The following is a 25,646-nucleotide window of genomic DNA, read 5'->3' as shown; positions in this document are numbered from 1 at the left end:
TTGGACAACTCCAAACTATGCAAATAGTCCGTTACCAGAGTTTAATCCGGAAACTAGCGAAATTGTTCCTGGGTCTGGAATCCGAAAATTTGTCGACACTCTGCCTGGTCTTGGAAAAGCCAATGAAAACAACTTACACCAATATATACCGGTAGCGATTCCGGATACAACTACGTACCCAGGCTCTGATTACTATGAAATTTCACTCGTTCAATACTCTCAGAAAATGCATAGTGATCTGCCTGAAACACTTCTCCGTGGGTATATGCAAACAAACACAGAAGATACTACAGTTAAAAATATTCCGAGTAAGTTTGGTCCGACCATTGTCGCACAAAAGAATCGGCCTGTACGAATTAAATTTACCAATGCACTTCCAACGGGCAAGGATGGTGACCTCTTCTTACCTGTTGATACGACCATTATGGGATCAGGGATGGGACCTGATGGAAAGAATATGTACACACAAAACCGGGCTACTCTCCATTTGCATGGAGGTGTTACCCCTTGGATTAGTGATGGAACCCCACATCAATGGATTACGCCAGCAGGCGAAAAAACTCCATATCCGAAAGGAGTCAGTGTAAAGAATGTCCCTGATATGCCTGATCCCGGCGATGGTTCAATGACATTCTTCTACACCAATCAGCAAAGTGCCAGGTTAATGTTTTATCATGACCATTCTTATGGTCTTACAAGATTAAATGTTTATGCTGGAGAATCTGCCGGTTACTTGCTTCAAGATGATGTTGAAAAAGATCTCATTGATAGAGGGATTATTCCGAAGGATGAAATTCCGTTACTAATTGAAGATAAAACCTTCGTGCCTTCTGAAAATCAATTAGCAGCAACAGATCCAACCTGGGATAAGACGAAATGGGGTGGAATGGGAAATCTTTGGTTCCCCCATGTGTATATGCCGAATCAGAATCCTTTTGACCTTACCGGCGCAAACGAAATGGGGCGCTGGGATTATGGCCCATGGTTCTGGCCGCCTAACACTGGACTATTACAGGGGCCTGTAAAGAACCCATTAGCCGGTCAAGAGGGCCAAGCACCGGAGAATCCTGGCACACCAAATGTATCTTGGGTTCCAGAATCATTTATGGATACACCCGTTATTAATGGAACCGCTTATCCGACACTTACGGTTGAACCTAAGTCTTACCGTTTCCGGATATTAAATGCTTCTAATGACCGAAATTGGAATTTGCAGCTTTATAAGGCTGCATCGAATGCGCAAATGTGGAACGATAATGGAACATTGAATGATGCAAATGCTGGTGAAGTCCCGATGGTTGATGCAGTAAAAAAAGCAGGCTATCCTGCTAAATGGCCTAGAGATGGACGGGATGGAGGGGTTCCAGACCCTTCAGCTGCAGGACCAAAAATGGTTCAAATTGGAACTGAAAGTGGTTTTCTTAAAGATCCTGCTGTACTCGATAACCAGCCGATTAATTATGAATATGGCCGCTTAAGCATTACAGTTCTAAACGTCTCAGACAAAACACTCTTTTTAGCTCCTGCTGAAAGAGCAGATGTAATTGTCGATTTCAGCCAATATGCCGGTGAAACACTTATTCTTTACAACGATGCCCCTGCTCCTGTTCCGGCGTTTGATCCACGCTATGATTATTACACTGGCGACCCTGACTTCTCAGCCACAGGCGACAACTCTGGAGGAGCGCCAACAACACAGCCGGGTTACGGACCAAATACAAGGACAATTATGCAAATAAAAATAGCAGATTCCACACCGGCACCAGCTTACGATCTGAACACATTAAAAACAGAGCTTCCAAAAGCTTTTGCTGCTGGTCAGAATCCACTGCCATCCACTGATCCAAAGACATATGGCACGATTCAAGCTAATAATATCTCTATCTTGCCTCCTAACGCTGCGTCAAAGGTAACCGTTCCAATGCTGCCTAAGGCAATTGCTGAAGAATTTGAAGTTGAGTATGGACGCATGAATGCAGTACTAGGCACAGAATTGCCAAATACAAACTTCCAGAACCAGACGACGATTATGCTTGGCTATGTAGACCCTTCAACGGAGAATCTGACCGATGCAATGACACCTCTAACTCCGCCATCAGCAAATGGAACACAAATTTGGAAAGTCACACATAACGGTGTCGATACACATGCAATCCATTTCCATTTGTTTGATGTTCAGCTGATTAACCGAGTGGGCTGGGATGGTTCCATCCGCTTCCCTGATGCTAACGAACGGGGCTGGAAGGATACCGTACGAATGAACCCGTTGGAAGATACTATCATTGCACTAAGACCTGTTGCACCAAAATTACCGTTTGGTATTCCAGATAGCATCCGTCTTTTAGACCCAACAATCCCTTTGGGGTCGACCGGAATGTTCATGAATGTCGATCCGTTAACTGGAAATCCAGTTACCACAAGGAATGTCATGACAAATTTCGGCTGGGAATATGTATGGCATTGTCATCTATTAGGTCATGAAGAAAATGACATGATGCGCCCGATTAAATTTACGGTAAAGACAGTTAAACCTAAAGCGTCCGTATTAAGCTTAATCAGAGCAAACGATGGCTCAGTTTCATTAACTTGGACGGCTCCGACACCAATAAATTACCTTGATTGGAGAACATTTGGCGATCCTGCTAAAGAAGTTGGCTTCAATATTATGCGTGCTCCTGTTGATAGTAAAGGTAAGGTCGGTACGTTTGTAAAAATTGCGGTCGGTCTGGCTAACAGCACCGCTTTTACTGATAAAACAGCAGACCCAAATACAAGTTATCAATATCGTGTCGATTCATTTAATGCGGCCACTAATCCAAACTCGACAAATCCGATAACTGCTTTAGATGGCGGTACACCATCGAATACTGTAACAGCTTCTGCGCTTCCGAAGGCACCGAGCAGCTTAACTGTTACATCGAGCGGTCAAAACGGCGCAAAATTGACTTGGACGAATAATGCAGCAAACACAACCGGATTCGTTGTAGAAAGATCAGCTGATGGTATTACCTATACTGTAATCGCCAGACCTACACAAACAAGCTACACTGATTCAAATTTATCAGCGGGAACATACACATATCGTGTGAAAGCAGTGAGTGGAACAACCGAATCAGGATACTCGAATACGGCGAGCATCACAATTGCACCACCGGCTCCGGCAGCACCAAGCAATCTTGCGGCAAGCCTCCTATCCGGAACAAGTGTCATTTTGACTTGGAGAGATAATGCGACAAATGCTACCGGATTTACAGTTGAGCGGTCTACCGATAATAAAAATTTTACAGTAATAAATAGCCCTGATAAGGGAGCCGTAACCTATATCGATTCAACAGTGCAACTGGGAATGACATACTTTTATCGAGTGAATGCATTGAATGGAATAACACCTTCCGGATATTCGAATACGGTTTCAATTCAAATTCCTAATGTTCCAACTGCCCCAACAAAGTTGAAATTAAAAGAAACAAAGGGAACGACAACGAATTCAATAACTGTTAGCTGGACAGAGCCAACAGGTCCGATTACTAATTATGAAATTCAATACAGCACTGATTCGGCATTCAAAAATAATGTTTCAACAAAAACGGTCTCAGCTCCAAATTCGTCTGTTACGATAGACGGTTTTGCTAAGAATACGACCTACTATATTAGAATTAGAGCCATCAATCAACTTGGTGCTTCTGCATGGGTAGCAGATAATTTAACTACCTCTAAATAGGAAGCAGTTTCCTATCTGAAATATGAAAAATAATAAAGGAGGTACCCGATCGATGAAAAAACGGATGAATGTAACGGGATTACTAATCATGCTTCTGATTATAGGTTTAGTATCTACTTTTTGGCATAATAGTAATGCTGAAGCCAAAAATAAGACGTCAAATCATAAGAAGTCAGCCGAACAAATGATGGTTAAATACTCAGCAAAGGATAAGCAAAATATCGACCCGAACTTCCGCAGAAGCCGATTAAAGCAAATGAACGTTGTCAGTGAAGCCGCAAAAGTTCTAAATGTGCTGCCGATTGATATCATGAACGAAATGAAAAATGGAAAGACCCTTGTCCAAATTGCTCAAAGCAAAGGATTAACAAAGGCAGATTTTCTGCAAAAATTAACCGATTATGAAAATCAAATCATTGCAGATGCAGTTAAAACGGGAAAGATTACAAAAGAGCATGAAACTGCCTTAAAGGATGGACAAAAAAACCGCTTAACGAAAAGTCTTACACTTAAAGCTGTAGACGTCAATGATCATCAAGCAATGGATATGGGGAATTAATTTCAAGTTAACTATTTTAATTAAGAAAAGTGCGGGATTCGCCTCCCGCACTTTTTTCTTCTTTTAGAATTCCCTCACTGTCCTTCCCACGTGGACAAATGCTACATTTGTCCACGAACGGTGCCTGACACCATTTTCCTTTTTATTCCACGATCATACATAAGTGTGGTGACGATTGCGATTAGGAATAGTCCAATCAATACGAAAAATAATGAGGACATGCTATACATATCTACTATTATTCCGCCTAGTAATGGGCCAACCATTCTGCCGCCGGTTGCGGTGCTGTTGACGATTCCTTGATAAAAGCCTTCTCTCCCCTTTGGTGCTAAATCGAATGCAATTGTAGGAACGGCAGGCCAGATGAACATTTCACCTACTGTTAGGATAATCATTGCGACGAAGAATCCTGAAAAGGCACTCGCAGTTCCAGCAACTAAAAATGAAACGATAAAGATACCAATTCCAATAAGGATTTGCACCTTAAGTGAAGCCGTTATATGCTTTAGCACGCCATTTAATAGCGGCTGCCCAATAACGATGATGGCCCCGTTAATCGCCCATAGTAAACTATATTGTTTCAAAGAAATGTTGATTTCCTGTGTATAGGAAGCAATGGTTGTTGTCCATTGACTATAAGTAACCCAACAAAGCAAATACCCTCCGCAAACAATTAGTAAAGCCTGCAGATTTGCTTTGCTTTTTACAACATTTATCGTTTTTTCTTTATGGTCAGTTATTGCTGTCTCTACCAGGATTCCCTTATATCCAAATAAAGCGATTAGTAAAAAGATTACATACATGATGGTGTTGGCTAAGAAGATTAATTGGAATGAGTAAGCTGCTACTATCCCTCCAAGAAATGCACCTACTGCAACCCCGAGGTTTTGCGCGACATAAAGGGCATTAAACGATTTGCGCCCTCCTTCTTTCCATACGGAACCTGCCATCGCATACATCGATGGAAAAATAATTCCTGTTCCAAAGCCAGTTATGGTAAGAAAAACGACGTATTGCGGCCAGTCATGCCAGATAGATAGGCCGATTAAGGCCAAGAGGGAAATACCGATTCCCAATATAATAGATTTATAACCGCCAATTTTATCGAATAAATGGCCGCCATAAAGATTTCCGATGACGTTTGCTCCCGAGTTGAGCATGAGGACAATCCCGGCAACAGAGAGGGACTTTCCTAAATGATCGTGAATATAGATTGTGTTTAAAGGCCATAAAAAAGAAGAGCCTATTACATTCACTGCCATCCCGATGATTAAGAGCCATAAGGCACGCGGCATGAAAAACGCTCCTTTAAGATTAACTATTTTGATTCCCTTGGTCATTTTAGCTGTTTTTCTGTTAAGGCGCAATCGTTTTTTTTCCAATTAGTGCTGGAAATTATTCCGCCAATTTGGGTGCTGATTCCGCCAATTTCTGGAGCTATTCCGCCAATCCCAAAATGGCAGCCCTGCAAATTGACACTCCCACGCCATTTTGTCACAATAAAAAGTAAGAAAACACTGTTCCCCAAAGAGGAACAGTGTTTTCCAGAATTTATTGCAAGGCTCTTTCTTAAATTCTTATTCCTTCTTGGTCGGACGAATAAGAACCTCTAATGGAAAGGGTCTATTTTTTTGGAACTGCCGGCACTACTGGCGCCTGAGCTGGGAAATAGCTGTTTACAGCGTGATCTTTTTTCTTCTCATTCACTTTCTCATCCGCAACAGCCTTTTTAACCTTTTCAATTTCCTTGTCAAGCTCATCCATGTTGACGCCTTTTTTCACAAGCTCTTCCGTTGCAAGGCGGATCGCTTTGCTAGACTGCTCAATGGACATCCTTAAGGAATCCATTGATCCTTGCGGGTTATGGAAGCCGGCGGAGTTTTCAGCTGCAATGATATCCCAGAACCATTGGCCTTTACGGACAAATTCCTGAGCTTGGTTAATTTTTTCCTGGCTCACGCCTGATGTAATCATTTTGTTTACATAGTAATGGGCTGAAGTGGAAATATCTTGGGCATCATGTAGCCCCTTCACGTTTGCATCTTGAATTTCTATAACACGGTCTTTCAGTTTGTCTAAATCACGGTCACCGTGACATTGTCCGCAAGATGTTTGCATCGTTTTAAGCGGCGAAGTCCACCAGTGTGAAGTGATTTTTCTTTTTCCATCGACACGTTCATAAGGCATATGGCAATCGGCACAGGATACATTTGCTTTCCCGTGTGTGCCTGATAAGTGAGTTTCAAATTCAGGATGCTGTGCTTTTAACATCGGTGTGCCGGAGATATTGCTGATCCAGTCTTTCTCAAAACCGTTTTCTTTTGCAATCGTGCTGTAGTAATCATACATATCTTCAGGCTTAAAACCTTTTGTCCACGGGTAGGTAACTTCACTATTTTTAGCAGCAAAGTAATATTCATCATGACACTGGCCGCAAACATAGCTGCGCATTTCGTTTTTCGTTGGGTTCGACACATCGACACCCTTTGCTTTCAATGCTTTAAAAAGACTAGGCCGGGTCACGCGTAAATCCATTGTTTTTGGGTCATGGCAGTCTGAACAGCCGATTGGCGAGTGGCCCATTGCTTCACCTTTTGGCCAGATATCTTTATTGAAATTGGCTCCCCAGTAGCTGTCGCCCATTTCCTCAATCATTTTGGGAACTGCCGTCGATTTACATGTATAACAAGAACCAACTGACTTATCAGTAATCCGTTTAACACTGCGAATATCTTCTAAAGCATAGGTATGACCGCGGTCTTCATTGTATTCGGTCGCAAATCCATATCCATTAAAAAGGATTGGCAGTAATGGTTCTTTATCGGCATCGTATTTGCTGCGCTTGACCGAACCATTGTATTTTGTGTCTTCCATCTTTTCATTTTTCTTGTAGCTGTTATATTGCAGCGGAAATAAGTCCTTGAACGCTTCATTGCTTATTTCATCGGCTGAAAGGCCTGTTGTTTTCTTACCTGCTGCCGAAGCTGTTTTTTCACCGGAATCATTGCTGCAGCCGGTGATTATCAACACAAATGCCAGCAGGAGAAGATATGCCCCATATCGGATCCTTCCCATTTTTTAAAATCCTCCCTTATTTTCTAATAATTCTCCTGATTTAGGTGGCTTATTATAATGATCATCTTTAAAGCCTTTCCCATGTGGAACTGTTTTGTGACAGGATATACACTTATCCTTTGCGTCATGTGATACATTGCTGAGCGTACTGTTGTGGCACGAGATACAGTTATCATTCATGATATCTTTCGTGCGGTCCGTCGCCTGGATTACATCCGGAATATCATCTGTTCCGAGTGTGTTGAAATAAATATGTGTCATCCCGGCACGGCCTTTAAAAAATAACTTCCCGACTTCACTCTTGTGCGGCAAATGGCAGTCATTACACTGCAAATCGGAATGTGTTGAATCCACGAATGACGTATAAACGGATTTCATCGTATGACAATTTTGACAAAAACCAGGTGAATCCAAGTAAGCCATTGTTTTGACAGTTGAAAACGATAAAAACACGCCAACAAGCAAGGCCAACACAATTAAAAACTTTTTGTTCATCTTCAGAAGCTTTTTAAACATTACTTCACCTCCCATTAATTTTCTAAGTACTCTCTATTTATTTATTAAAGAACCTTGAAGGCACCTTAATCCCAATTGATTCGCGCCAAAAGACGCTTTGGTTTTTTACTGCCATTTCCTTCGATTTCTAATCAGGATGGTCAATGCAGCCACAGATAGAACACTTATCCCGCTAAATGCGGCAACAGCAATATTTGTGGATTTCTTATTCTCGTTTCCTTTCACTTCAGCTGAAGTTTTATCATTGGTAAGCTCTGTGGTCGGCTTCGTTTCGCTGCGTTCATATGTTAAAGTGAAGTTTTTTTCTTCACCTGCTTTTATTCCTTGGAAAAGGTAGGAGAATGTGTTAGCTGCTTCACCATGATTCTGATTTTCATCAGGGGCTGGTGTGAGCTTGATTTTTTTTGCCTTCGACGGCTCTGTAAAAGTAACATTGACGAGTCCGATGTCAGCAAAGCTTTTAAACTGATACGCTAAGGTCTTCTTAACCTTATTTACCTTTAAGCTGTCTGTATAAAATTCGATAACAAATTTATAGCGTTCATTTGGACCAATCTCTTCGCTTGTTGTCCAGGAAACCGTTCCTTTATCACGGTCGATGGCATATTCAATTTCATAAGCGTTTCGTAAATCGCTTGAGTAATCTGCCACATAGCCAATTCGGAAGTTTTTCTCACCCATTGGCAGCGGAATTTCAATTTGTCCTTTTTGCGGCCGATCGGAGTTATTTACCATCGACCCCTGATAACCAATTAACAGTGGTGCATGTTCTTTCTTTTGATCATTTGGATGGTAAGCAAACTCCGGCATGACTTGAATTGTCAGCTCTTCCATGCTTAAAATTGGTCTATTTTCGGCAAAGCTAACCGAAGGAAACATAAAGGCCAGAAAGATGCTAGCGATAAAAAAGTATTTTTTCATTTCAATACTTCCTTTACTAAGAAAAATTTGTCGATAAAATGTGAACGGATTCACATATTGTTCTATAAATAGTGCTAGATATGTTCACTTAACAAAAAGTGGTGTTTTTGGAATGGGATTTTTAAATCCATATCTCATTTAAACCATGTTAAATAATCCCCATCTGTGACCTACATCACACAATAAATTGTAGTTGTAGCAAAAGTGTGAACACGGTTTTTCTTCTATTTTCATGTTGTTTCTATTAAGAAATTGATGTCCCAAGTAATTTTAGAGTTATTTTTTTAAAATACCCGCAAAAAAATCTCCCAACAAATTGTTGAGAGATTTTAATCTATTATTAGGATTGTCCATTTTCTGGGTGCATTTTGGATTTTACTGGCTGACCGCCTGATTGTTCATATTTCCTTTTTGCCTTCTTAACAAGGTCAACATCCCGGCCGAGTTCGAGATCTTGATTATTGATTCCGTTTCGAGTTTTTTGTTCTGGATTTTGTTGTTTTGATCGTTTTTTCAAAAAGTCTCTCCTCCTCTTAATGCCCTTTTAAAATCATCGAGTTCTGCAGCTGCTGTAGCTGCAGTCTCATCCTATGGAGCTGCTCTCGCTGCTGCGAATTAGCAAAATGGGCCATTTTGGCGATGTCACCGTAAGTGCCTTCAAGACCCTGTAGTGCCTGTGTATAATTATCATCGTTATATTGTTCTTGGAGGCTGCTTTGCTTGTATTGTTCCTCGGCAAATCGAATCGCATCCTCACACTGCTGCATCAGGTTATCCATTGAATCACGAGTAGCCATTTAAGAACCCCCTTCAATCCCTGCTATGAAGCATACGGCTTCATTTCTTATTGTGTTCTCCATTCTTTCTTCTATGACAGAAACCGCAGGATAAATTTTTACCAGCCTTCCTTGAAACAATTACAATTGGATAAGGCCTTCGTTTTTATGATAAAATTGACTTTATGTAAAAATAAAAGGAGGTTTTCTGATATGCTTCAGACAAAACCTTTTCCATATGCAGCTGATGATAAACGGTACCATACTTGGAATTACCATTTGCGCGGCCAATTCGGCCATAAGGTGTTTAAAGTAGCACTTGATGGCGGTTTTGATTGTCCGAATCGTGACGGTACGGTTGCACATGGCGGCTGTACCTTTTGCAGCGCTGCCGGTTCAGGAGATTTTGCCGGTAATCGTGTTGAGACACTGGAAACACAATTTAATGAAATTAAAGAAAAAATGCACACGAAATGGAAAGACGGCAAATACATGGCCTACTTTCAGGCGTTTACGAATACCCATGCACCCGTTGAAGTTCTTCGGGAAAAATACGAAACCGTCCTTAAGCAGGAAGGCGTTGTCGGCTTGTCGATTGCCACTCGTCCAGATTGCCTGCCTGATGATGTCGTTGAATATTTGGCGGAATTAAACAAGCGTACGTATTTATGGGTTGAGCTCGGGCTGCAGACTGTGCACGAACGCACCGCACTTCTTATCAATCGTGCCCATGATTTCCAGAGTTATATTGACGGTGTTAATAAGCTAAGAAAGCATGGGATTCGGATTTGCACACATATTATTAACGGGCTGCCTCTTGAATCGTATGAGATGATGATGGAAACGGCCCGTGAAGTCGCCAAATTAGACGTGCAGGGAATAAAGATTCATTTGCTTCATCTTTTAAAAGGCACGCCGATGGTCAAGCAATATGAAAAAGGCATGCTTGAATTTCTTTCGCAACAAGACTATGTCAACTTAGTATGCGACCAATTGGAGATTTTACCACCGGAAATGATTGTTCACCGGATTACCGGCGACGGCCCAATTGACTTGATGGTTGGCCCAATGTGGAGTGTGAATAAGTGGGAAGTATTGAATTCCATTGATGCAGAATTGAAGCGTAGGGACAGCTGGCAGGGTAAATTTTATCATGGGGCATTGAACCGATGAAAATGGAGCGTATTCTTTCGTTTGCGAAAAATTTACTCGAAAAAGCCGTTCAACCCGGTGATGTTGTCGTTGATGCAACAGTTGGCAATGGCCATGATACCGTGTTTTTAGCAGGGCTAGTTGGGGATAACGGGAAAGTTTACGGCTTTGACGTGCAAAAAGAGGCAATCCTGGCAACAAAGGACCGCTTGGCGACTCATGGCTTGTCAGAGCGGGTGACCATTTTTCACGAAGGACACGAACAGCTTTCCACAAAAATCCCAACTTGGGATCATCCAAAAATTACTGGAGCGATTTTTAACCTTGGCTATTTGCCTGGCAGCGATAAATCAATTGTTACTCAACCAGATACAACAATTGCCGCAATCGAGCAGTTATTGGAAATGATGGCACCAGAGGGAATCATCGTCCTTGTTATTTACCACGGGCACGAACAAGGTGCGGTGGAACGGGACATCCTACTTCATTTCTGCCAACAATTAGACCAAAAGAAAGCCCATGTACTGCAATACCAATTTATCAATCAGCAAAATAACCCGCCATTTATTGTGGCGCTGGAAAAACGTTAAAAACCAGGCAGCGCCTGGTTTTTATTTAATCATAAGTCTAGTTACAAACGCTGGGACTAATTTTTGCACCGAGCGGTAGGCACGTCCGTTGAAATAAAAGAAATAACTGACCCATCCACCTGATTTAATGATACCCTTTGCCAGCTTGCGGACATTTTTCTGTTTTCGAACCTTGGCGTCTGATAAATAAATTCCTAACAACCCCCGATTGATAAGCTGATGGAATTTCTTATGCGGAAGATACTCCGTATGCCTGTCCGCTTCAACAACAAAATGCTTTAACCGTTGAAAAAGGGTTTCCTGATTGTCATAGTAAGAACAAAAGTTTAAGTCCCCTCCGGCAATATCCTCCTCTTGGTCAATGAAATAATCCAAGAGAATGTGGAGTCCTTGAATATAAGGGAAATAGCCCTTACGAATATTTTCGGCATCACTCGCCTGAAAATCCTCCCTTATTGCATACGATATTAAACAAAAAATCCCCAATGTCGAACCGGAGCAGGCCGAGAATTCATACCATTCCATCTCAGGGAGCCGGTTTTGATAACGATGGAACCAGTTTTCAAGCCGCGGTACCCGCTCCTCATGGACTACATGTTTGTGAATTTGCAAATCACAATAATACTGGCACAACTCCTGAAGATAATCTTTGATTAAATCGTAATGCTCGGTTTCATTAAGGACAGAACGACAGGTCTCCGATAAATCATGCAAATAATTCCCATCATCTTGATCCTCACGAAGCCGGTAATAGTTTTTCCTATCAGCCCTAAGTATAAGTGCATCTGCCATCGACTCATGAAGGGCAGCAAAGTCCTCAGGATCAAGCGATGTGCTTCGGTCACAAAGATTATCTAAATAATCACTAATCGTTTGATAAGCAACAATAAACTTGACTGCTTTTTTATAATCCGCGCCAGCAGTAAGTGCTAAGATCGCTCCACCTTCACAGTGAAATGTTTTTTGCTCAATACTGGCAAGCGCCTGAGTGCGTAACTCCGAATTCGGAATTTTTTCAGCCCGGCTTTTCCAATAAGCCAATTCTTGATGGACTGCTGGAAGAATTTTGCGGTATACCCTGGACATTAGGGTGATTGGCATCATGGAAACAACAACCTTTCTAAACGATATATCCGATAGCTTTTAATTGACTTAAAACAAAATCTTTCGCGTATTCAAAGACCTCTTCGCGCTCCGGTTCATTAAAAATTTCATGGTAGCATTTCGGCCATTCCTTAAATCTCTTTTCGGATAATGGAACGTGATTGAACCATTCCTTAACGGTCGTTTTATTGACGATTTTGTCATCCCCGCCCTGCATAACCAGCATGGGGATATCCTGTGTTTTTCCGAGATTAAGGAACGCTTGCTTCATCGCCGCAGCAAGTTCACGATACCATCTTACCGATATCTTTGTCACGTAAAGGGTATCATTCGAGTCCGCTTCCCTTACGTCTTCATTTCTCGTCGCCATTTGGACAGTCAATCCTGAATTCATTCGTAACGAAGGAAAGACCACATTCAACACATGGGATAGCGCATCTAAAAATTTGGAAGGGGAATGGACCAGTCCTAAGCACGGGGAAGATAGAATCACCCCTGCTACATTTACTCTCTCTTCTTGAAGTAAGCGAATCGAGATTAATCCGCCCATACTATGACCAAGTAAAAAGACAGGCAGATCATAACGGTATGCAGCTTGGACCCAATCCTTAACTTCAAAAATATATTCATCAAAGGAGTCGATATGGCCGCGGTTGGCTCTGGTTGTCATCCCTTGCCCTGGAAGGTCAGCCATAATAACATGAAAGCCTGATAACCGCCACATTTCAATCAGCCAGCCATATCTGCCATGGTGTTCCATTGCCCCATGAACAATGACGATTACCGCCTTTGCTTCCCCTTCAGCTTCCCACTTCCACATATATTTTTTCCCCCTTGAAAAAGTAATTAGCGATTATTATAAAAATTAAACTTCCACCTGAAGTTTATAAATAATAAGGCTGTGTTAAAGAATATTGTTGATTTTGATCACAATGTTGATTGGAGTGGAAGGCGCGAGACTCCTGCGGGAGCAGCGGGACAGGTGAGACCCCGCAGGCGCTTTAGCGCCGAGGAGGCTCACCGCCCGCCCCGCGGAAAGCGAAGCGCCTGGAACGGAAATCAACATTCACTTTTAACACAACAAAAAAATAAAAAAGATAAATGTTTTGAAATTTACGTAAAGCTTTCGCTACAATAGAATTATAACTCAAAAAGGAGCGAACCTATGATTTACCCCTTTAAAGATAAATATCCGTTAATTGCGGAAACTGCATTTATTGCCGATTATGTAACGATTACTGGTGATGTTGAAATTGGCGAACAGTCCAGCGTCTGGTTTAACTCGAGTATTAGAGGTGATGTTGCCCCAACAAGGATAGGCAATAAAGTAAATATCCAAGATAATTCTATCTTACACCAAAGTCCTAATAACCCGCTAATTTTAGAGGATGAAGTAACGATTGGGCATCAAGTAATTCTTCACAGCTGCATCATTAGGAAAAGGGCGTTAATCGGGATGGGGTCGATTATCCTTGACCAAGCTGAAATCGGCGAAGGTGCGTTTATTGGTGCCGGCAGTCTCGTTCCCCAAGGGAAAAAAATCCCCCCTAATAGCTTAGCATTCGGCAGACCGGCAAAAGTTATTAGAGAATTAACAGCGGAAGACAAAAAGGACATGGAACGCATTTATACAGAATATGCGGAGAAGGCACAATATTATAAGTCCTTACAGTCATAATTAAAAAAATTGCACCCAAAAATTAATTATGGGTGCTATTTCGTCGTATTAGATGGTTTCCAGTACTTTTTCACCAGCAGTTTGGAAATTATATATTTTTTCAACATACACTTGATGCCAGACCATAAACATCAACACCGTCCAGATTTTCCGGCTGTTGTCGGCTTTGCCTTGGCAATGGTCTTCAAGTAATCTTAAAACGTATGTTTTATTGATTAAATGATCCGTGTTACTTTCACGGATTATTTTTTTCGCCCATTCGTTCATTTCCGCCTTTAACCAGTGGCGAATCGGCACGGGGAAGCCAAGCTTTTTACGGTCAAGCACATGTGCCGGCACAATGCCTTCAGCTGCTTTTCGCAAAATATACTTCGTTGTCCCATTTGCCGTTTTTAAGCTTGTCGGGATTTTCGAGGCCACCTCAAACATGGCTTTATCAAGGAATGGAACCCTCAGTTCCAACGAATGTGCCATTGTGACTCTATCTGCCTTAAGTAAAATGTCGCCGCGCATCCAGGTATGAATATCAATATATTGCATCCGGTCAACTGGATCATACCCTCTTGATTCCTGATAAAGAGGCTTCGTTATGTCTAAATAGTTTAAGCCTTCACGATAGACGCTCAAAAGATCACGTTTTTCTTCTTCCGTAAACATCTTGGCATTCCCTATATAACGCTCTTCCATCGGTGTTATACCGCGTTCGATAAAGCTTTTGCCCTTTGTTCCTTCAGGCATCATGTTCGCAATCCCTTTTAATAGGACTTTTCCTACCCGCGGAATTTTATTGAATACTTCTAAATCTTGAGGCTCACGGTAAATATTGTAGCCGCCAAATAATTCATCGGCCCCTTCACCAGACAGCACCACGGTTACATGTTTACGTGCTTCACGTGCGACAAAGTAAAGCGGAACACACGCCGGGTCTGCGAGCGGGTCATCCATATGCCACATAATTTTTGGAATTTCATTCATATATTCCTGCGGTGTAATCACATAGCTAATGTTTTCCACGCCAAGCTTGTCAGCTGTTTCTTTGGCGACATCAATTTCACTGAAGCCATTATGTTCAAAACCAACAGAGAACGTCTTAATGGACGGGTGATATTCCTTCGCAATCGATGCGATTATTGAGGAGTCAATCCCGCCAGAAAGGAACGAGCCAACTGGAACATCACTGCGCATATGCATTTTGACCGAGTCGAACAAAACATCTTTAATTTCTTTGATGAAATCAGATTCTGATTTGTTGATCGGCTTAAATTGCGCTTTCCAATATCGTTTAATTTCCATAGGTCCGCCAATTTTTTTTGTAAAATAGTGACCTGGCTCTAATTTTTTTATTCCTTCAGACAAAGTGTTTGGTTCAGGAACAAATTGATAGGTTAAATAGTGCTGGAGCGAATCATAGTCCAAAACATCATTTTCAAGGGCGAGTAAGATACTTTTCTTCTCTGAGGCAAACAACGTTCTTTCCCCGTCCTGCATATAGAAAAATGGTTTTATTCCAAAAGGATCACGCGCACCGTAAAGGGTTTGCTCCTGCTTATCCCAAATAACAAAGGCAAACATTCCGCGCAGCTTTTCGACTGCTTTTTCCTTCAAGTGGCTGTATAGGGCGATGATAACCTCCGTATCAGAGCTCGTCGCAAACGATAACCCTTCCTTGAGTAATTCCTCACGAAGCTCCACATAGTTATACACTTCACCATTAAAGATAATCCAGTAGCGCTCATTTTCGTACGTTAGCGGCTGATGACCGCTCTCAATGTCGATAATACTTAAACGACGGAAGCCAAATTGAATATGATCATCAAAAAAGAAACCATCATCATCAGGCCCGCGATGAGTAATGATATCGTTCATATGTTTAAATTGTTGTCTTTGTTCATCACTATAATTTTGTGCTTTGTCGTGTACACAACCAATAAAACCACACATTATGTACCTCACCTACTCCATTTCTAACTATCCTTTAAAAGGATGTTTCTTGAAAAACATACTATATAATACTACCACTATTTTTTAAAAAAATGCACTGAAAACATTAGAAAATTTACTGTACCTTCAGTTTTTACTTCTATAGTCCTACTTAAACATTTTATTCATTTTTAAAGACAACTACACAAAATGTTAGACGAAAAATAGAAAAGGGAGTTACATCAGAATGTAACTCCCCTTTTTATTATAGATTTGCTTCTTGACGTAACGTATCCGCTTTATCGGTTAGCTCCCATGGAAGCTCAACATCGGTACGGCCAAAATGACCGTATGCTGCTGTTTGTTGGTAAATTGGACGGCGAAGGTCAAGCATTTTAATGATTCCGGCTGGGCGGAGGTCGAAGTTTTTGCTTACTACATCAACTAAAACCTCTTCGCTCACTTTGCCAGTCCCAAACGTATCAATCGAAATGGAAACTGGACGTGCGACACCAATTGCATAGGCAAGCTGCACTTCTACTTTGTCAGCAAGTCCGGCAGCAACGATGTTTTTCGCTACGTAACGAGCCGCATAGGCTGCAGAACGGTCAACCTTTGTTGGATCCTTACCAGAGAAGGCACCGCCGCCATGGCGAGCATAGCCGCCGTACGTATCAACAATAATTTTACGGCCAGTTAAGCCGGCATCCCCTTGTGGTCCGCCGATAACGAAACGGCCTGTCGGGTTAATGAAATACTTTGTGTTTTCATCGATTAGTTCTTGTGGAACAACCGGGTTGATAACGTATTCTTTCAGGTTGCGCTGAATTTGCTCTAATGTTACTTCCGGATTATGCTGAGTTGAGATAACAATGGTATCAATGCGAACCGGGTTGTCATTTTCATCATACTCAACGGTTACTTGCGTTTTTCCATCTGGGCGAAGGTACTCAAGAACCTTATCTTTACGCACTTCTGTTAATTTGCGGGCAAGCTTGTGTGCAAGTGAAATCGGAAGCGGCATAAGCTCTTTCGTTTCATTGCAGGCATAACCAAACATTAAACCTTGGTCTCCTGCCCCAATTGCTTCGATCTCCTCATCAGACATTAAGCCTTCACGTGCTTCAAGTGCCTGGTCGACACCCATAGCAATATCAGGGCTCTGTTCGCCAATCGAGGTTAACACGGCACAAGTCTCCGAGTCAAAGCCGTATTTAGCACGATCGTAACCAATGCCTTTAATCGTTTCACGAACAATCTTTGGAATATCCACGTAAGTAGACGTAGTGATTTCGCCAGCAACGAGGACTAATCCAGTTGTAACTGAAGTTTCAGCCGCAACACGAGCATTAGCATCCTTTGCTAAAATAGCATCTAAAATGGAATCAGAAATTTGGTCACAGATCTTGTCCGGATGACCTTCAGTTACTGATTCAGAAGTAAACAAACGACGTTTTGTTGACATCTGAATTCCTCCTATATAATGAGATAATCGAGGTTTTTTGAAGGTTACAGGAATACTTCTTGAACCTCGTGAATTGACACGGTACTCCCAAGCCTTAGTATGAAATAAACAAAGGATTTTTATTAGAGACTCTTTTCTTAAAAGGACTTATACAAAACAAAAAACCTTACCACTATCAGAGGAAAGGTTGTTCCGGGCCTTTCACTCTTATCGTTCAAGGCGTGAGCCTTGCGTCAGATTAGCACCTTTGCATTTGAAAAGAACCTGTTAGCGGCCACCTTTTCATATTGCAGGTTGCTGGGTTTCATTGGGCCTGTCCCTCCACCAGCTCGGGATAAGAGAGTATCCGTTCAAATTAGAATAATACGCTACAATATCGAGCAATGTCAATGAATTTTTCAAGAAACTTCCCTTAAAACTCAAGAAAAAATACCGTTATTTTTTCAATCATATGCAAAAATTAAATGAATGTTATAACTTATTAAAAATAAATTGAATAATGTATAAAATACAATTTGATTTTGTTGAATAGTGTAGACTATTAGCGTCAATGTGTTATACTATTAAATACCAAAAACATGAATAAAGGTAGGTTTCATAAAATGAATTCTGTAAAAATTCCTAATGAGTTAACTCAGCTGTTAAAGGAAAATCATGTCCAAGTACAATTATCCGTTCCCCAATTAGTCGAGAAAATTTTAAGCCGTAATGAAGGAACATTAACCGCAACAGGTGCCGTTCGTGTTTCTACCGGTAAATATACAGGCCGTTCACCTCAAGATAAATTTATTGTGATGGAGGAGTCTTCGAAGGATAAAATTGCCTGGGGCCCTTCTAATCAACCGATTTCCGAAGACGCTTTCACAGTTCTGTATCAAAAGGTTCTTGATTACTTAAAACAACAACCTGAACTTTTTGTGTTTAAAGGCTTTGCCGGCGCCGATAAAAAATCCCGCCTGCCCATTCAAGTCGTAAATGAATATGCTTGGCATAATTTATTCGTGCATCAATTGTTCATTCGCCCATCCGAGGATGAATTGCTGACCCACGATGCTGGATTTACAGTTATTTCGGCTCCAAATTTCAAAGCAGATCCCGCTGTAGATGGCACAAACTCAGAAACATTTATTATCATCTCGTTTGAACGCAGGATTGTCTTAATCGGCGGAACCGAATATGCAGGTGAAATGAAGAAATCGATTTTTTCGGTGATGAATTATTTGCTGCCTGAAAACAATATTTTTTCCATGCACTGTTCAGCGAATGTTGGGCTTGAAGGAGATGTGGCTCTATTCTTCGGTTTATCCGGAACAGGAAAAACCACCCTGTCAGCTGATCCTAACCGCCGATTGATTGGTGATGATGAACATGGCTGGTCATCAAATGGCGTCTTTAACATTGAAGGCGGCTGTTATGCAAAATGCATTAATCTAACGCGAGAAAAAGAACCACAAATTTTCGATGCGATTCGCTTTGGTACCGTCCTCGAAAATGTTGTGATCAATCAGGAATCGCGAATCCCTGATTATGATGATGGAACATTAACGGAGAACACTAGGGCTGCCTATCCAATTGATGCGATTGATAATATTATCCTGCCGAGTATTGCCGGTCATCCAAATACAATCGTCTTTTTAACAGCTGATGCCTTTGGCGTATTGCCGCCAATTGCCAAGTTAACAAAGGAACAGGCAATGTATCATTTCCTAAGCGGCTACACATCCAAGCTAGCCGGGACTGAACGCGGTGTGACATCACCGGAAGCCACCTTTTCAACTTGCTTCGGAGCACCATTCCTGCCGCTGCCTGCGACCCGTTATGCGGAAATGCTTGGTGAAAAAATCCTTGAGCATAATGCGAATGTGTTTTTGGTGAATACCGGCTGGACGGGCGGCGAATATGGCGTCGGCAATCGGATGAAACTTGCCTACACAAGAGCGATGGTTCAAGCAGCCCTCGAAGGTGAACTAAACCAGGTTGAAACGGTCAAGGATGAATTCTTCGGTTTAAATATTCCGCTTCATATTGCCGGTGTCCCGGATGATATACTAAGACCAAATAAAACATGGGCAGACACGGATGCCTATGAACAGAAAGCAAAGGAACTTGCGGCAAAATTCCGTGAAAACTTTAAGAAATTTACCGCTATTTCGACTGAAATTGAAGAAAAAGGCGGTCCGATTGCATAATGAAAAAGTCCCGTGTGAAATTAAATTTACGCGGGACTTTTTAACATAATCATTAAGCCTCTTGAAATGATTTCTTTAAAAATTTAATACTTCCATCAATAAAAGGTTCCCGTGTACTTTCCATTAAGATATTCATAAACGGCTTTTTCTTCTTAATATAATTCAACACGAAGTCGTAGTTTAATAGTCCCTTTCCCACAGCGACTGTTTTTAACTTATTGTCCTCGACGATAAAATCCTTTGCGTGTAGAATAACGATTCTGTCTCCCAATAAGTCAAATGCTTCTTGGAAGATCTTCTCTTGGTTTTGATACGTATCAATTGTTAACAAATTGACCGGATCAAAGATGACCTGGAGATTATTGGAGTCGACTGAATCCAACAGCCGCTTCATCACCTTCGAGGAATAAATCGGGTGATTTACACCTGCCTCTACTCCGACGATCACCCCAAATTTTTCTGCTTCGGCCACAAGCTCACGAACGCTTTCGACAACTTCAAGGAATGGTTTTTCTTTGAAATTTTCAACGGTATAAGCAATTTCCGCATTCACATTCCCAGTTTCCGTCCCGACAATACCACAGCCAAAATCTCTAGCAAATCTGATATGCTCTTTGAATCGCTCTAACGCCTTTCTGCGCTCCGTTTGATCTGGATGAATCATGTTTATATAACAGCCGAGGACTGCAATTTGAATATCCTGCTCTCGGAAGGCGCGCCCGATTTGATGGGCGAAGCCAGGTGATAAACTGCCTGGCGCTGTATTCATATACGGAAAGGATTTGTTTAAGGCTAACTGGATTGAAGTCAGCCCTTTATCACTAATTTTCGTTACTAATTCTTCTAAAGACTGATTGTCAATATCGTGTGCTCTTATACCTATATTCATTATCGCGCCAGCCAGCCTCCATCAACCGCCAAAATATGCCCATTCATGTAATCAGATGCCTTACTGGATAAGAAGACAACAACCCCCATCAAATCTGCGGGTGTTGCCCAGCGTGCGGCAGGAATACGTGATAATATTTCGGCATTGCGTTTCTCATCCGCGCGAATTGGCGCTGTATTTTTCGTTTCTACATAACCCGGAGCGATAGCGTTAATTTGAATATTATATTCGGCTAATTCATTGGCGAATGCCTTTGTCAGGCCGGCTGCGGCATGCTTACTGGCCGTATATGGCGGAACGAACTTTCCGCCCTGGAAGGAAAGCATTGAAGCAACGTTAATAATCTTGCCGCTCCGCTGCTCAATCATTACTTTAGACACTTCCTGGCTTAGAAAATATAAAGCATTTAAGTTAAGCTCTATCACTGCATCCCAATCTTCTTCTTTGTACTCTTGGATTGGTGAACGGCGAATTGTGCCAGCGTTGTTCACTAATATATCAATTTTCCCATAAGCCTTTAGGCATTCGGCTGCCACTTCCTTGAGTGCCTGTCTATCCGTCAAGTCCGCTTGGAAAAACTCAGCCCAGCGGCCTGTTTGCTTAATTAATTCGCGCGTTTCATCCCAATTAGTACCATGTGTAACGATAAATAAATCGGCACCCGCCTTGGCAAGAGCTACAGCATATCCCTGACCCAGGCCAGTATTTCCACCCGTTACAATCGCTACTTTCCCATCAAGCTGGAAAAAGTCCATTGAAAAAGCATTTAATTCACTCGTCATCATGAATACCTCCCATACAATGTTGTTAAAAAGCTATCTTTCTATTAACGCAAGTCTTCCATTTTGACAAAATCCATGTCATCATAGGTAATGTTTTCGCCGCACATGCCCCAAATAAACGTATAGTTGCTAGTAGCAGTACCAGTATGAATCGACCAGCTTGGAGAAATTGCCGCTTGTTCATTTTTCATGACAAGATGTCTTGTTTCATCTGGTTTTCCCATGAAATGGAAGACTCGTGTTTCCGGTTCCATATCAAAGTACAAGTACACTTCCATCCGGCGTTCGTGAGTGTGGCAAGGCATTGTATTCCACACGCTTCCTGTTGAAAGCATCGTTAAGCCCATTTGAAGCTGGCAGCTTTCACATACATTTGGATGAACGTATTGATAAATTTTCCGTTCGTTTAATGTTCCCGGAGCCCCTGCTTGCAGCGGGTCAATGTTGTTAATATCAATCTTGACTGTCGGGTATGTATGATGTGCCGGAGTCGAGTTGATATAGAATTTCGCTGGCTTATCCGCATCCTTTGAACGGAATCGTACATCCTTTGTCCCTCTGCAAACATACAAGCCGTCTCTTCGCTCCATGTCGTATTCAACACCATCAAGAATGACAACACCAGCATCGCCGATATTAATAATCCCCAATTCGCGGCGCTCTAAGAAATAATTTACGCCAAGCTGTTTATCGAGTTTAATAGTCAATTCTTCCTTCGCAGGAGTAACACCGCCAAAAATCATCCGGTCCACATGAGTATAAGTTAAGTGTACTTGGCCTGCTTCAAAAAGTGTTTCCACTAAAAAGTGATTTCTTAATTCCTCTGTCGTATATTTTTTTACATCTTCTGGATGGTGAGCATAACGTGTTTCCATTGTTCATTTCTCCTTTTCATTTCAAATTTTAACGAACGATTTTACCTGGTGCGTTCTCGGCAACTGTAAAGACTTCATCTGAAATCTTTTTCATCATTACGCCTCTCTTGCTTCTTTTACTTTTTTAATATACTCGCTTGCATACTCGGTAATTTGCTCATAATTCCCCGTTTTAGCAGGTGTTACTAGATTTCCGCCGACACCAACAGCCACACAGCCATTTTTGATCCATTCGGCGACATTATCCAAACTTACGCCACCTGTTGGCATAATATTGACATGGGGAAGCGGTGCTTTAACCGACTTGATAAATTCCGGGCCAAAAGCATTACCTGGGAATAGCTTGATAATATCGGCACCATATTGAAGCGCCTGTTTCATTTCGTTAATCGTCATACAGCCCGGCATATAAGGAATTTGATATAAATTACATAGCTTTGCTGTCTCGACATCAAAACATGGACTAACAATAAACTCTGCACCCTTCATGATGGCAATCCGTGCTGTTTGAGCGTCAAGAACGGTTCCAGCTCCGATCACGACCTTGCTATTTGAATAAACAGATGTTAATTCCTTTAGAACAGCTTCTGCATCCGGTACTGTGAAGGTAATCTCAATTCCTGTGATTCCACCTTTTACACACGCTTCAGAAATGAGGATGGCTTCTTCCATCGTATCAGCTCTTACAACTGCAACAACTCCACACTCCGTAAGGCTATTTAGAACGTTTAGTTTTTTCATACCTTTCACCACCTTGAAAAATCATATTAATTTCCTATTTGGAAATCTAATTTATTATTTGGAAATTATAGATTTATTATATATAATAATGTTAACGTTTTCAATAGATAAAAATATTTTGATAACTTTATAGAAATTTTAAGAGCAATAGGCATTTAAACCATTTTCCACTATACTAATTAACAAAATCGAACAAGAGAAGGGATAAATGATGAATATGAATAAACCGCCATATGGCACCGTTCTGTTAAAAGCCGCCCGTATAATCGATTTTTTGTCAGCCAGCGATCACCCGCAATCATTAAATACGATTTCAAGAGAGGCTGAATTGACAAATTCAACTGCCTTAAAAATATTGGACACACTGCTGTTAATTGGCTATGTTCAAAAAGACCACGAATCAAAAAAATTCAGTCTGGGCACTGCCCTTATCAAAATAGCGAATAAAGCGATTAATCAGCTCGATATTAAACAAATCGCCCAGCCGCATTTAGAGAAATTACAGCAGAAGACATTAGAAACCGTGCATCTTGGAATCCTAGATAACACAAGTATTGTCTATGTAACGAAAATTGAAAGTAAAAATCCGGTCTGTTTGTATTCGAAAATCGGAAAAGCGATTCCGTTGTATTGCTCCGCTATGGGCAAAGCTGTATTAGCAGATCAAACGGACCAAGAAATAAGACAGTATTTAGCTGCCACTTCATTAGTAAAAATGACCGAACATACGATTACCGATGAAGATGCTTTCATGAAGGAAATCGCGAAAATAAGAAATCTTGGCTATTCCTTTGACAACCGGGAACACGAGAATGAGGTTTTTTGCATCGGCGCATCGATAACCGTAAATGGAAAGAATCATGGTGCCTTTAGCGTCAGCATTCCTCACTATCGCGTCACAGATGAATTGCTCAAGGAAACCATTCAGGCCATTCAAACGTGCAAGGCAGATATAATCAGTGACTTACAATAATGTATTCTTTGAAATAAACCCGTTATCGTTAAATAACGGGTTTATTTTTTAAAGGATAAGAAATTTTGACTTCGAGAATTGTCCAGCTCCAGCGCACAACGGCTAGTGGACTTCGCACTTTTCCCTACGATAAGTCAACATCGGATCGCTAACGCTCTCCGTGTTTCCTTTATCTCAGTCAAAGTGCTCCAGTCCATACGCCGCTAAACGGGCGCTTGTGCTTTTCTTATAGCGTTACCCCGCTTTTAAAAATCGCAATTTCTCTAAAGTCATTTTTTTCATTATTGACGAATTCCCCGCTTGCCACTCTTACAATATAGTCAACAAAATCCTCCAATACTTGCTCTGAAGAAACGCCATCTTCAAGCAAGATACCGGCATTATAATCAATCCAATGAGGCTTGGTATTATAAATTTGCGTGTTTGTAGAAATCTTCATCGTCGGCACAAAGGTTCCAAACGGCGTCCCCCTGCCTGTCGTAAACAGCACCATTTGACAGCCGGCTGCAGCTAAGGCTGTGGAGGCCACCAAATCATTTCCCGGGGCGCTGAGCAGATTTAAACCATTTGTTTCAAGAACCTCGCCATACTTCATCACATCCACAACCGGAGAAGAACCGGCCTTTTGCGTGCAGCCAAGCGATTTGTCCTCCAAAGTGGTAATTCCGCCTGCCTTATTTCCCGGTGAGGGATTTTCGTAAACCGGCATATCGTGCTTAAGGAAATAATCCTTAAAGTCGTTTATTAAATGCACGGTTTTTTCAAAAACCTCTTCATTAATGGCCCGTTCCATTAAGATGGTTTCCGCACCAAACATTTCCGGAACCTCGGTTAACACGGTGGTTCCCCCTTGAGCAATCAGGTAGTCGGAGAAGCGGCCCAGAAGCGGGTTGGCGGTTATTCCAGAGAATCCGTCGGAGCCGCCGCATTTTAAGCCAATTTTTAATTCGGATAATGGAATATCTTCCCGTTTATCATTTTTGGCATATTCATAGATTTCTTTTACCAGTTTCAAGCCTTCCTCAATTTCATCCGTAACCGCTTGGGAAATCAAGAATTTGATTCTGCCTTCGTTCACCTGGCCTAGCGCCTTTTTAAATTCTGGCAATTCATTGTTTTCACAGCCAAGCCCCAATACCAGCACACCGCCTGCATTCGGGTGGTTGACCGCATCCATGAGGATTTTTTTCGTGTTTTCATGATCATCACCAAGCTGGGAACAGCCATAATTATGTTTCAATACAAGCACATTATCAAACGGGCTGATATCACCGACAACATTTTCAAACCGTTTAATGATTTTTTCTGCAATCCCGTTTACACAGCCAACCGTAGGAACAATCCATAATTCATTGCGGATGCCGACCTTGCCATTTTCTCGGCGATAGCCTTTAAAGGTGCGGTCTTCTTTCTTATATGGGTTGGCAGTGTGTATCGGCTCGTAAACATATTCTTCAGTGCCGGAAAGGTTCGTTTTCGTGTTATGAGCATGAACCCATTCACCTGGAGAAATATTAGTCAGCGCATGGCCAATCGGGAAGCCGTATTTAATAATATTTTCCTGATCCTTGATTGTCTTTACAGCAATTTTATGTCCCCTGTTGATATCTTCCATTAACTCGATTTGCAGGCCGTTAACGTCAAGCGTCTCTGATTTTTTTAAATCTCTTAATGCCAAAATAATATTATCGTTTGTATTTATTTGCATAAAGTCCTTCAT

General features: G+C 41.6%; 23 protein-coding genes and 1 riboswitch. Of the genes, 7 read left to right on the top strand and 16 right to left on the bottom strand.

Annotated elements, in window-relative coordinates:
* Positions 1 to 1,729: 1,729 nt before the first annotated feature.
* The gene (locus ACIQCO_RS28210) at positions 1,730 to 3,721 is read left to right on the top strand and encodes a fibronectin type III domain-containing protein (protein ID WP_483874169.1); all 1,992 of its coding nucleotides are present in this window, start codon (positions 1,730 to 1,732) and stop codon (positions 3,719 to 3,721) included.
* A gap of 52 nt (positions 3,722 to 3,773) precedes the next feature.
* Positions 3,774 to 4,280 carry a hypothetical protein gene (locus ACIQCO_RS15075; RefSeq protein ID WP_400429947.1) on the top strand — a complete coding sequence of 169 codons (507 nt, stop codon included), beginning with the start codon at positions 3,774 to 3,776 and terminating at the stop codon, positions 4,278 to 4,280.
* A 101-nt stretch (positions 4,281 to 4,381) separates the two neighbouring features.
* On the opposite strand, the gene ACIQCO_RS15070 is transcribed toward ACIQCO_RS15075, so the two are convergent.
* From ACIQCO_RS15070 to ACIQCO_RS15040, 7 genes are all read right to left on the bottom strand, one after another.
* Positions 4,382 to 5,575 carry an MDR family MFS transporter gene (locus tag ACIQCO_RS15070; protein ID WP_400429945.1) on the bottom strand — a complete coding sequence of 398 codons (1,194 nt, stop codon included), beginning with the start codon at positions 5,573 to 5,575 and terminating at the stop codon, positions 4,382 to 4,384.
* A 41-nt stretch (positions 5,576 to 5,616) separates the two neighbouring features.
* Positions 5,617 to 5,778 (bottom strand): hypothetical protein, encoded by a 162-nt coding sequence (locus ACIQCO_RS15065; protein ID WP_400429943.1) that lies wholly within the window; start codon positions 5,776 to 5,778, stop codon positions 5,617 to 5,619.
* A gap of 125 nt (positions 5,779 to 5,903) precedes the next feature.
* Positions 5,904 to 7,355: an ammonia-forming cytochrome c nitrite reductase subunit c552 gene (locus ACIQCO_RS15060; RefSeq protein ID WP_400429942.1), complete on the bottom strand. Its 1,452-nt coding sequence runs from the start codon at positions 7,353 to 7,355 to the stop codon at positions 5,904 to 5,906.
* 3 nt (positions 7,356 to 7,358) lie between these two features.
* Positions 7,359 to 7,871, bottom strand: coding sequence for a NapC/NirT family cytochrome c (locus tag ACIQCO_RS15055; protein WP_066090992.1), 513 nt, complete (start codon positions 7,869 to 7,871; stop codon positions 7,359 to 7,361).
* A gap of 105 nt (positions 7,872 to 7,976) precedes the next feature.
* Positions 7,977 to 8,792 (bottom strand): hypothetical protein, encoded by an 816-nt coding sequence (locus ACIQCO_RS15050; RefSeq protein ID WP_400429940.1) that lies wholly within the window; start codon positions 8,790 to 8,792, stop codon positions 7,977 to 7,979.
* A gap of 340 nt (positions 8,793 to 9,132) precedes the next feature.
* Positions 9,133 to 9,309, bottom strand: a complete 177-nt coding sequence (locus ACIQCO_RS15045; RefSeq protein ID WP_400429939.1) for a glycogen biosynthesis protein GlgD — start codon at positions 9,307 to 9,309, stop codon at positions 9,133 to 9,135.
* A 16-nt stretch (positions 9,310 to 9,325) separates the two neighbouring features.
* Positions 9,326 to 9,589, bottom strand: coding sequence for a YtzC family protein (locus tag ACIQCO_RS15040; RefSeq protein WP_400429937.1), 264 nt, complete (start codon positions 9,587 to 9,589; stop codon positions 9,326 to 9,328).
* 192 nt (positions 9,590 to 9,781) lie between these two features.
* Between ACIQCO_RS15040 and mnmL the strand changes: the two genes are divergently transcribed.
* Positions 9,782 to 10,741, top strand: coding sequence for a tRNA modification radical SAM protein MnmL/YtqA (mnmL, locus tag ACIQCO_RS15035; protein WP_400429936.1), 960 nt, complete (start codon positions 9,782 to 9,784; stop codon positions 10,739 to 10,741).
* A complete protein-coding gene (gene mnmM / locus ACIQCO_RS15030; protein ID WP_400429934.1) occupies positions 10,738 to 11,310 on the top strand; it encodes a tRNA 5-(aminomethyl)-2-thiouridylate-methyltransferase MnmM in 573 nt (190 codons plus the stop codon). The genes mnmL and mnmM overlap by 4 nt, the downstream gene beginning before the upstream one ends.
* Positions 11,311 to 11,331: 21 nt before the next feature.
* Here the strand turns inward: mnmM and ACIQCO_RS15025 are convergent, their stop codons facing one another.
* Together ACIQCO_RS15025 and ACIQCO_RS15020 are read right to left on the bottom strand one after the other, a co-directional pair.
* Entirely contained in the window at positions 11,332 to 12,396 is a 1,065-nt protein-coding gene (locus tag ACIQCO_RS15025) for a tetraprenyl-beta-curcumene synthase family protein (RefSeq protein WP_400429932.1), read from the bottom strand.
* A 34-nt stretch (positions 12,397 to 12,430) separates the two neighbouring features.
* The gene (locus tag ACIQCO_RS15020) at positions 12,431 to 13,234 is read right to left on the bottom strand and encodes an alpha/beta hydrolase (RefSeq protein ID WP_400429930.1); all 804 of its coding nucleotides are present in this window, start codon (positions 13,232 to 13,234) and stop codon (positions 12,431 to 12,433) included.
* Between the two features lie 345 nt (positions 13,235 to 13,579).
* Here ACIQCO_RS15020 and ACIQCO_RS15015 point away from each other — a divergent pair, with 345 nt between their 5' ends.
* The gene (locus tag ACIQCO_RS15015; RefSeq protein ID WP_400429928.1) at positions 13,580 to 14,092 is read left to right on the top strand and encodes a gamma carbonic anhydrase; all 513 of its coding nucleotides are present in this window, start codon (positions 13,580 to 13,582) and stop codon (positions 14,090 to 14,092) included.
* A 48-nt stretch (positions 14,093 to 14,140) separates the two neighbouring features.
* On the opposite strand, the gene asnB is transcribed toward ACIQCO_RS15015, so the two are convergent.
* Together asnB and metK are read right to left on the bottom strand one after the other, a co-directional pair.
* A complete protein-coding gene (asnB, locus tag ACIQCO_RS15010) occupies positions 14,141 to 16,033 on the bottom strand; it encodes an asparagine synthase (glutamine-hydrolyzing) (RefSeq protein WP_400429926.1) in 1,893 nt (630 codons plus the stop codon).
* A gap of 244 nt (positions 16,034 to 16,277) precedes the next feature.
* A complete protein-coding gene (gene metK, locus ACIQCO_RS15005) occupies positions 16,278 to 17,477 on the bottom strand; it encodes a methionine adenosyltransferase (RefSeq protein ID WP_400429924.1) in 1,200 nt (399 codons plus the stop codon).
* A gap of 204 nt (positions 17,478 to 17,681) precedes the next feature.
* Positions 17,682 to 17,818, bottom strand: a riboswitch (SAM riboswitch).
* Positions 17,819 to 18,079: 261 nt separating this feature from the next.
* Between metK and pckA the strand changes: the two genes are divergently transcribed.
* On the top strand, positions 18,080 to 19,666 hold the full coding sequence (gene pckA / locus ACIQCO_RS15000; protein WP_400429922.1) for a phosphoenolpyruvate carboxykinase (ATP): 1,587 nt from the start codon (positions 18,080 to 18,082) through the stop codon (positions 19,664 to 19,666).
* Between the two features lie 52 nt (positions 19,667 to 19,718).
* Here the strand turns inward: pckA and ACIQCO_RS14995 are convergent, their stop codons facing one another.
* From ACIQCO_RS14995 to ACIQCO_RS14980, 4 genes are all read right to left on the bottom strand, one after another.
* Positions 19,719 to 20,555, bottom strand: coding sequence for a sugar phosphate isomerase/epimerase family protein (locus ACIQCO_RS14995; protein ID WP_400429921.1), 837 nt, complete (start codon positions 20,553 to 20,555; stop codon positions 19,719 to 19,721).
* Positions 20,555 to 21,337, bottom strand: a complete 783-nt coding sequence (kduD, locus tag ACIQCO_RS14990) for a 2-dehydro-3-deoxy-D-gluconate 5-dehydrogenase KduD (protein WP_400429919.1) — start codon at positions 21,335 to 21,337, stop codon at positions 20,555 to 20,557. Before kduD ends, ACIQCO_RS14995 begins: the two co-directional genes overlap by 1 nt.
* Positions 21,338 to 21,381: 44 nt before the next feature.
* A complete protein-coding gene (gene kduI / locus ACIQCO_RS14985; protein WP_400429917.1) occupies positions 21,382 to 22,212 on the bottom strand; it encodes a 5-dehydro-4-deoxy-D-glucuronate isomerase in 831 nt (276 codons plus the stop codon).
* Between the two features lie 96 nt (positions 22,213 to 22,308).
* Positions 22,309 to 22,953 (bottom strand): bifunctional 4-hydroxy-2-oxoglutarate aldolase/2-dehydro-3-deoxy-phosphogluconate aldolase, encoded by a 645-nt coding sequence (locus tag ACIQCO_RS14980; RefSeq protein ID WP_400429915.1) that lies wholly within the window; start codon positions 22,951 to 22,953, stop codon positions 22,309 to 22,311.
* Positions 22,954 to 23,164: 211 nt separating this feature from the next.
* Between ACIQCO_RS14980 and ACIQCO_RS14975 the strand changes: the two genes are divergently transcribed.
* Positions 23,165 to 23,926: an IclR family transcriptional regulator gene (locus ACIQCO_RS14975; protein ID WP_400429913.1), complete on the top strand. Its 762-nt coding sequence runs from the start codon at positions 23,165 to 23,167 to the stop codon at positions 23,924 to 23,926.
* A 226-nt stretch (positions 23,927 to 24,152) separates the two neighbouring features.
* Here ACIQCO_RS14975 and ACIQCO_RS14970 read toward each other — a convergent pair whose 3' ends face one another.
* Positions 24,153 to 25,646, bottom strand: a complete 1,494-nt coding sequence (locus tag ACIQCO_RS14970) for a UxaA family hydrolase (RefSeq protein WP_400429911.1) — start codon at positions 25,644 to 25,646, stop codon at positions 24,153 to 24,155.

It is taken from the genome of Neobacillus sp. NPDC093127 (assembly GCF_044754175.1).
In the GTDB taxonomy this organism is placed as follows: Bacteria; Bacillota; Bacilli; order Bacillales; family Cytobacillaceae; genus Neobacillus.
The sequence above is the reverse complement of the archived record's forward strand: the minus strand, read 5'-3'. Positions and strand labels throughout refer to the sequence as shown.

Excerpts from the sequence above, each read along its gene's own strand:
- ACIQCO_RS28210 (WP_483874169.1), top strand. The coding sequence starts at position 1,730 with ATGCAAATAAAAATAGCAGATTCCACACCGGCACCAGCTTACGATCTG.
- ACIQCO_RS15075 (WP_400429947.1), top strand. The coding sequence starts at position 3,774 with ATGAAAAAACGGATGAATGTAACGGGATTACTAATCATGCTTCTGATT.
- ACIQCO_RS15070 (WP_400429945.1), bottom strand. The coding sequence starts at position 5,575 with ATGCCGCGTGCCTTATGGCTCTTAATCATCGGGATGGCAGTGAATGTA.
- ACIQCO_RS15060 (WP_400429942.1), bottom strand. The coding sequence starts at position 7,355 with ATGGGAAGGATCCGATATGGGGCATATCTTCTCCTGCTGGCATTTGTG.
- ACIQCO_RS15055 (WP_066090992.1), bottom strand. The coding sequence starts at position 7,871 with ATGTTTAAAAAGCTTCTGAAGATGAACAAAAAGTTTTTAATTGTGTTG.
- ACIQCO_RS15050 (WP_400429940.1), bottom strand. The coding sequence starts at position 8,792 with ATGAAAAAATACTTTTTTATCGCTAGCATCTTTCTGGCCTTTATGTTT.
- ACIQCO_RS15040 (WP_400429937.1), bottom strand. The coding sequence starts at position 9,589 with ATGGCTACTCGTGATTCAATGGATAACCTGATGCAGCAGTGTGAGGAT.
- mnmL (WP_400429936.1), top strand. The coding sequence starts at position 9,782 with ATGCTTCAGACAAAACCTTTTCCATATGCAGCTGATGATAAACGGTAC.
- mnmM (WP_400429934.1), top strand. The coding sequence starts at position 10,738 with ATGAAAATGGAGCGTATTCTTTCGTTTGCGAAAAATTTACTCGAAAAA.
- ACIQCO_RS15025 (WP_400429932.1), bottom strand. The coding sequence starts at position 12,396 with ATGTCCAGGGTATACCGCAAAATTCTTCCAGCAGTCCATCAAGAATTG.
- ACIQCO_RS15020 (WP_400429930.1), bottom strand. The coding sequence starts at position 13,234 with ATGTGGAAGTGGGAAGCTGAAGGGGAAGCAAAGGCGGTAATCGTCATT.
- ACIQCO_RS15015 (WP_400429928.1), top strand. The coding sequence starts at position 13,580 with ATGATTTACCCCTTTAAAGATAAATATCCGTTAATTGCGGAAACTGCA.
- asnB (WP_400429926.1), bottom strand. The coding sequence starts at position 16,033 with ATGTGTGGTTTTATTGGTTGTGTACACGACAAAGCACAAAATTATAGT.
- metK (WP_400429924.1), bottom strand. The coding sequence starts at position 17,477 with ATGTCAACAAAACGTCGTTTGTTTACTTCTGAATCAGTAACTGAAGGT.
- pckA (WP_400429922.1), top strand. The coding sequence starts at position 18,080 with ATGAATTCTGTAAAAATTCCTAATGAGTTAACTCAGCTGTTAAAGGAA.
- ACIQCO_RS14995 (WP_400429921.1), bottom strand. The coding sequence starts at position 20,555 with ATGAATATAGGTATAAGAGCACACGATATTGACAATCAGTCTTTAGAA.
- kduD (WP_400429919.1), bottom strand. The coding sequence starts at position 21,337 with ATGACGAGTGAATTAAATGCTTTTTCAATGGACTTTTTCCAGCTTGAT.
- kduI (WP_400429917.1), bottom strand. The coding sequence starts at position 22,212 with ATGGAAACACGTTATGCTCACCATCCAGAAGATGTAAAAAAATATACG.
- ACIQCO_RS14980 (WP_400429915.1), bottom strand. The coding sequence starts at position 22,953 with ATGAAAAAACTAAACGTTCTAAATAGCCTTACGGAGTGTGGAGTTGTT.
- ACIQCO_RS14975 (WP_400429913.1), top strand. The coding sequence starts at position 23,165 with ATGAATATGAATAAACCGCCATATGGCACCGTTCTGTTAAAAGCCGCC.
- ACIQCO_RS14970 (WP_400429911.1), bottom strand. The coding sequence starts at position 25,646 with ATGAAGGACTTTATGCAAATAAATACAAACGATAATATTATTTTGGCA.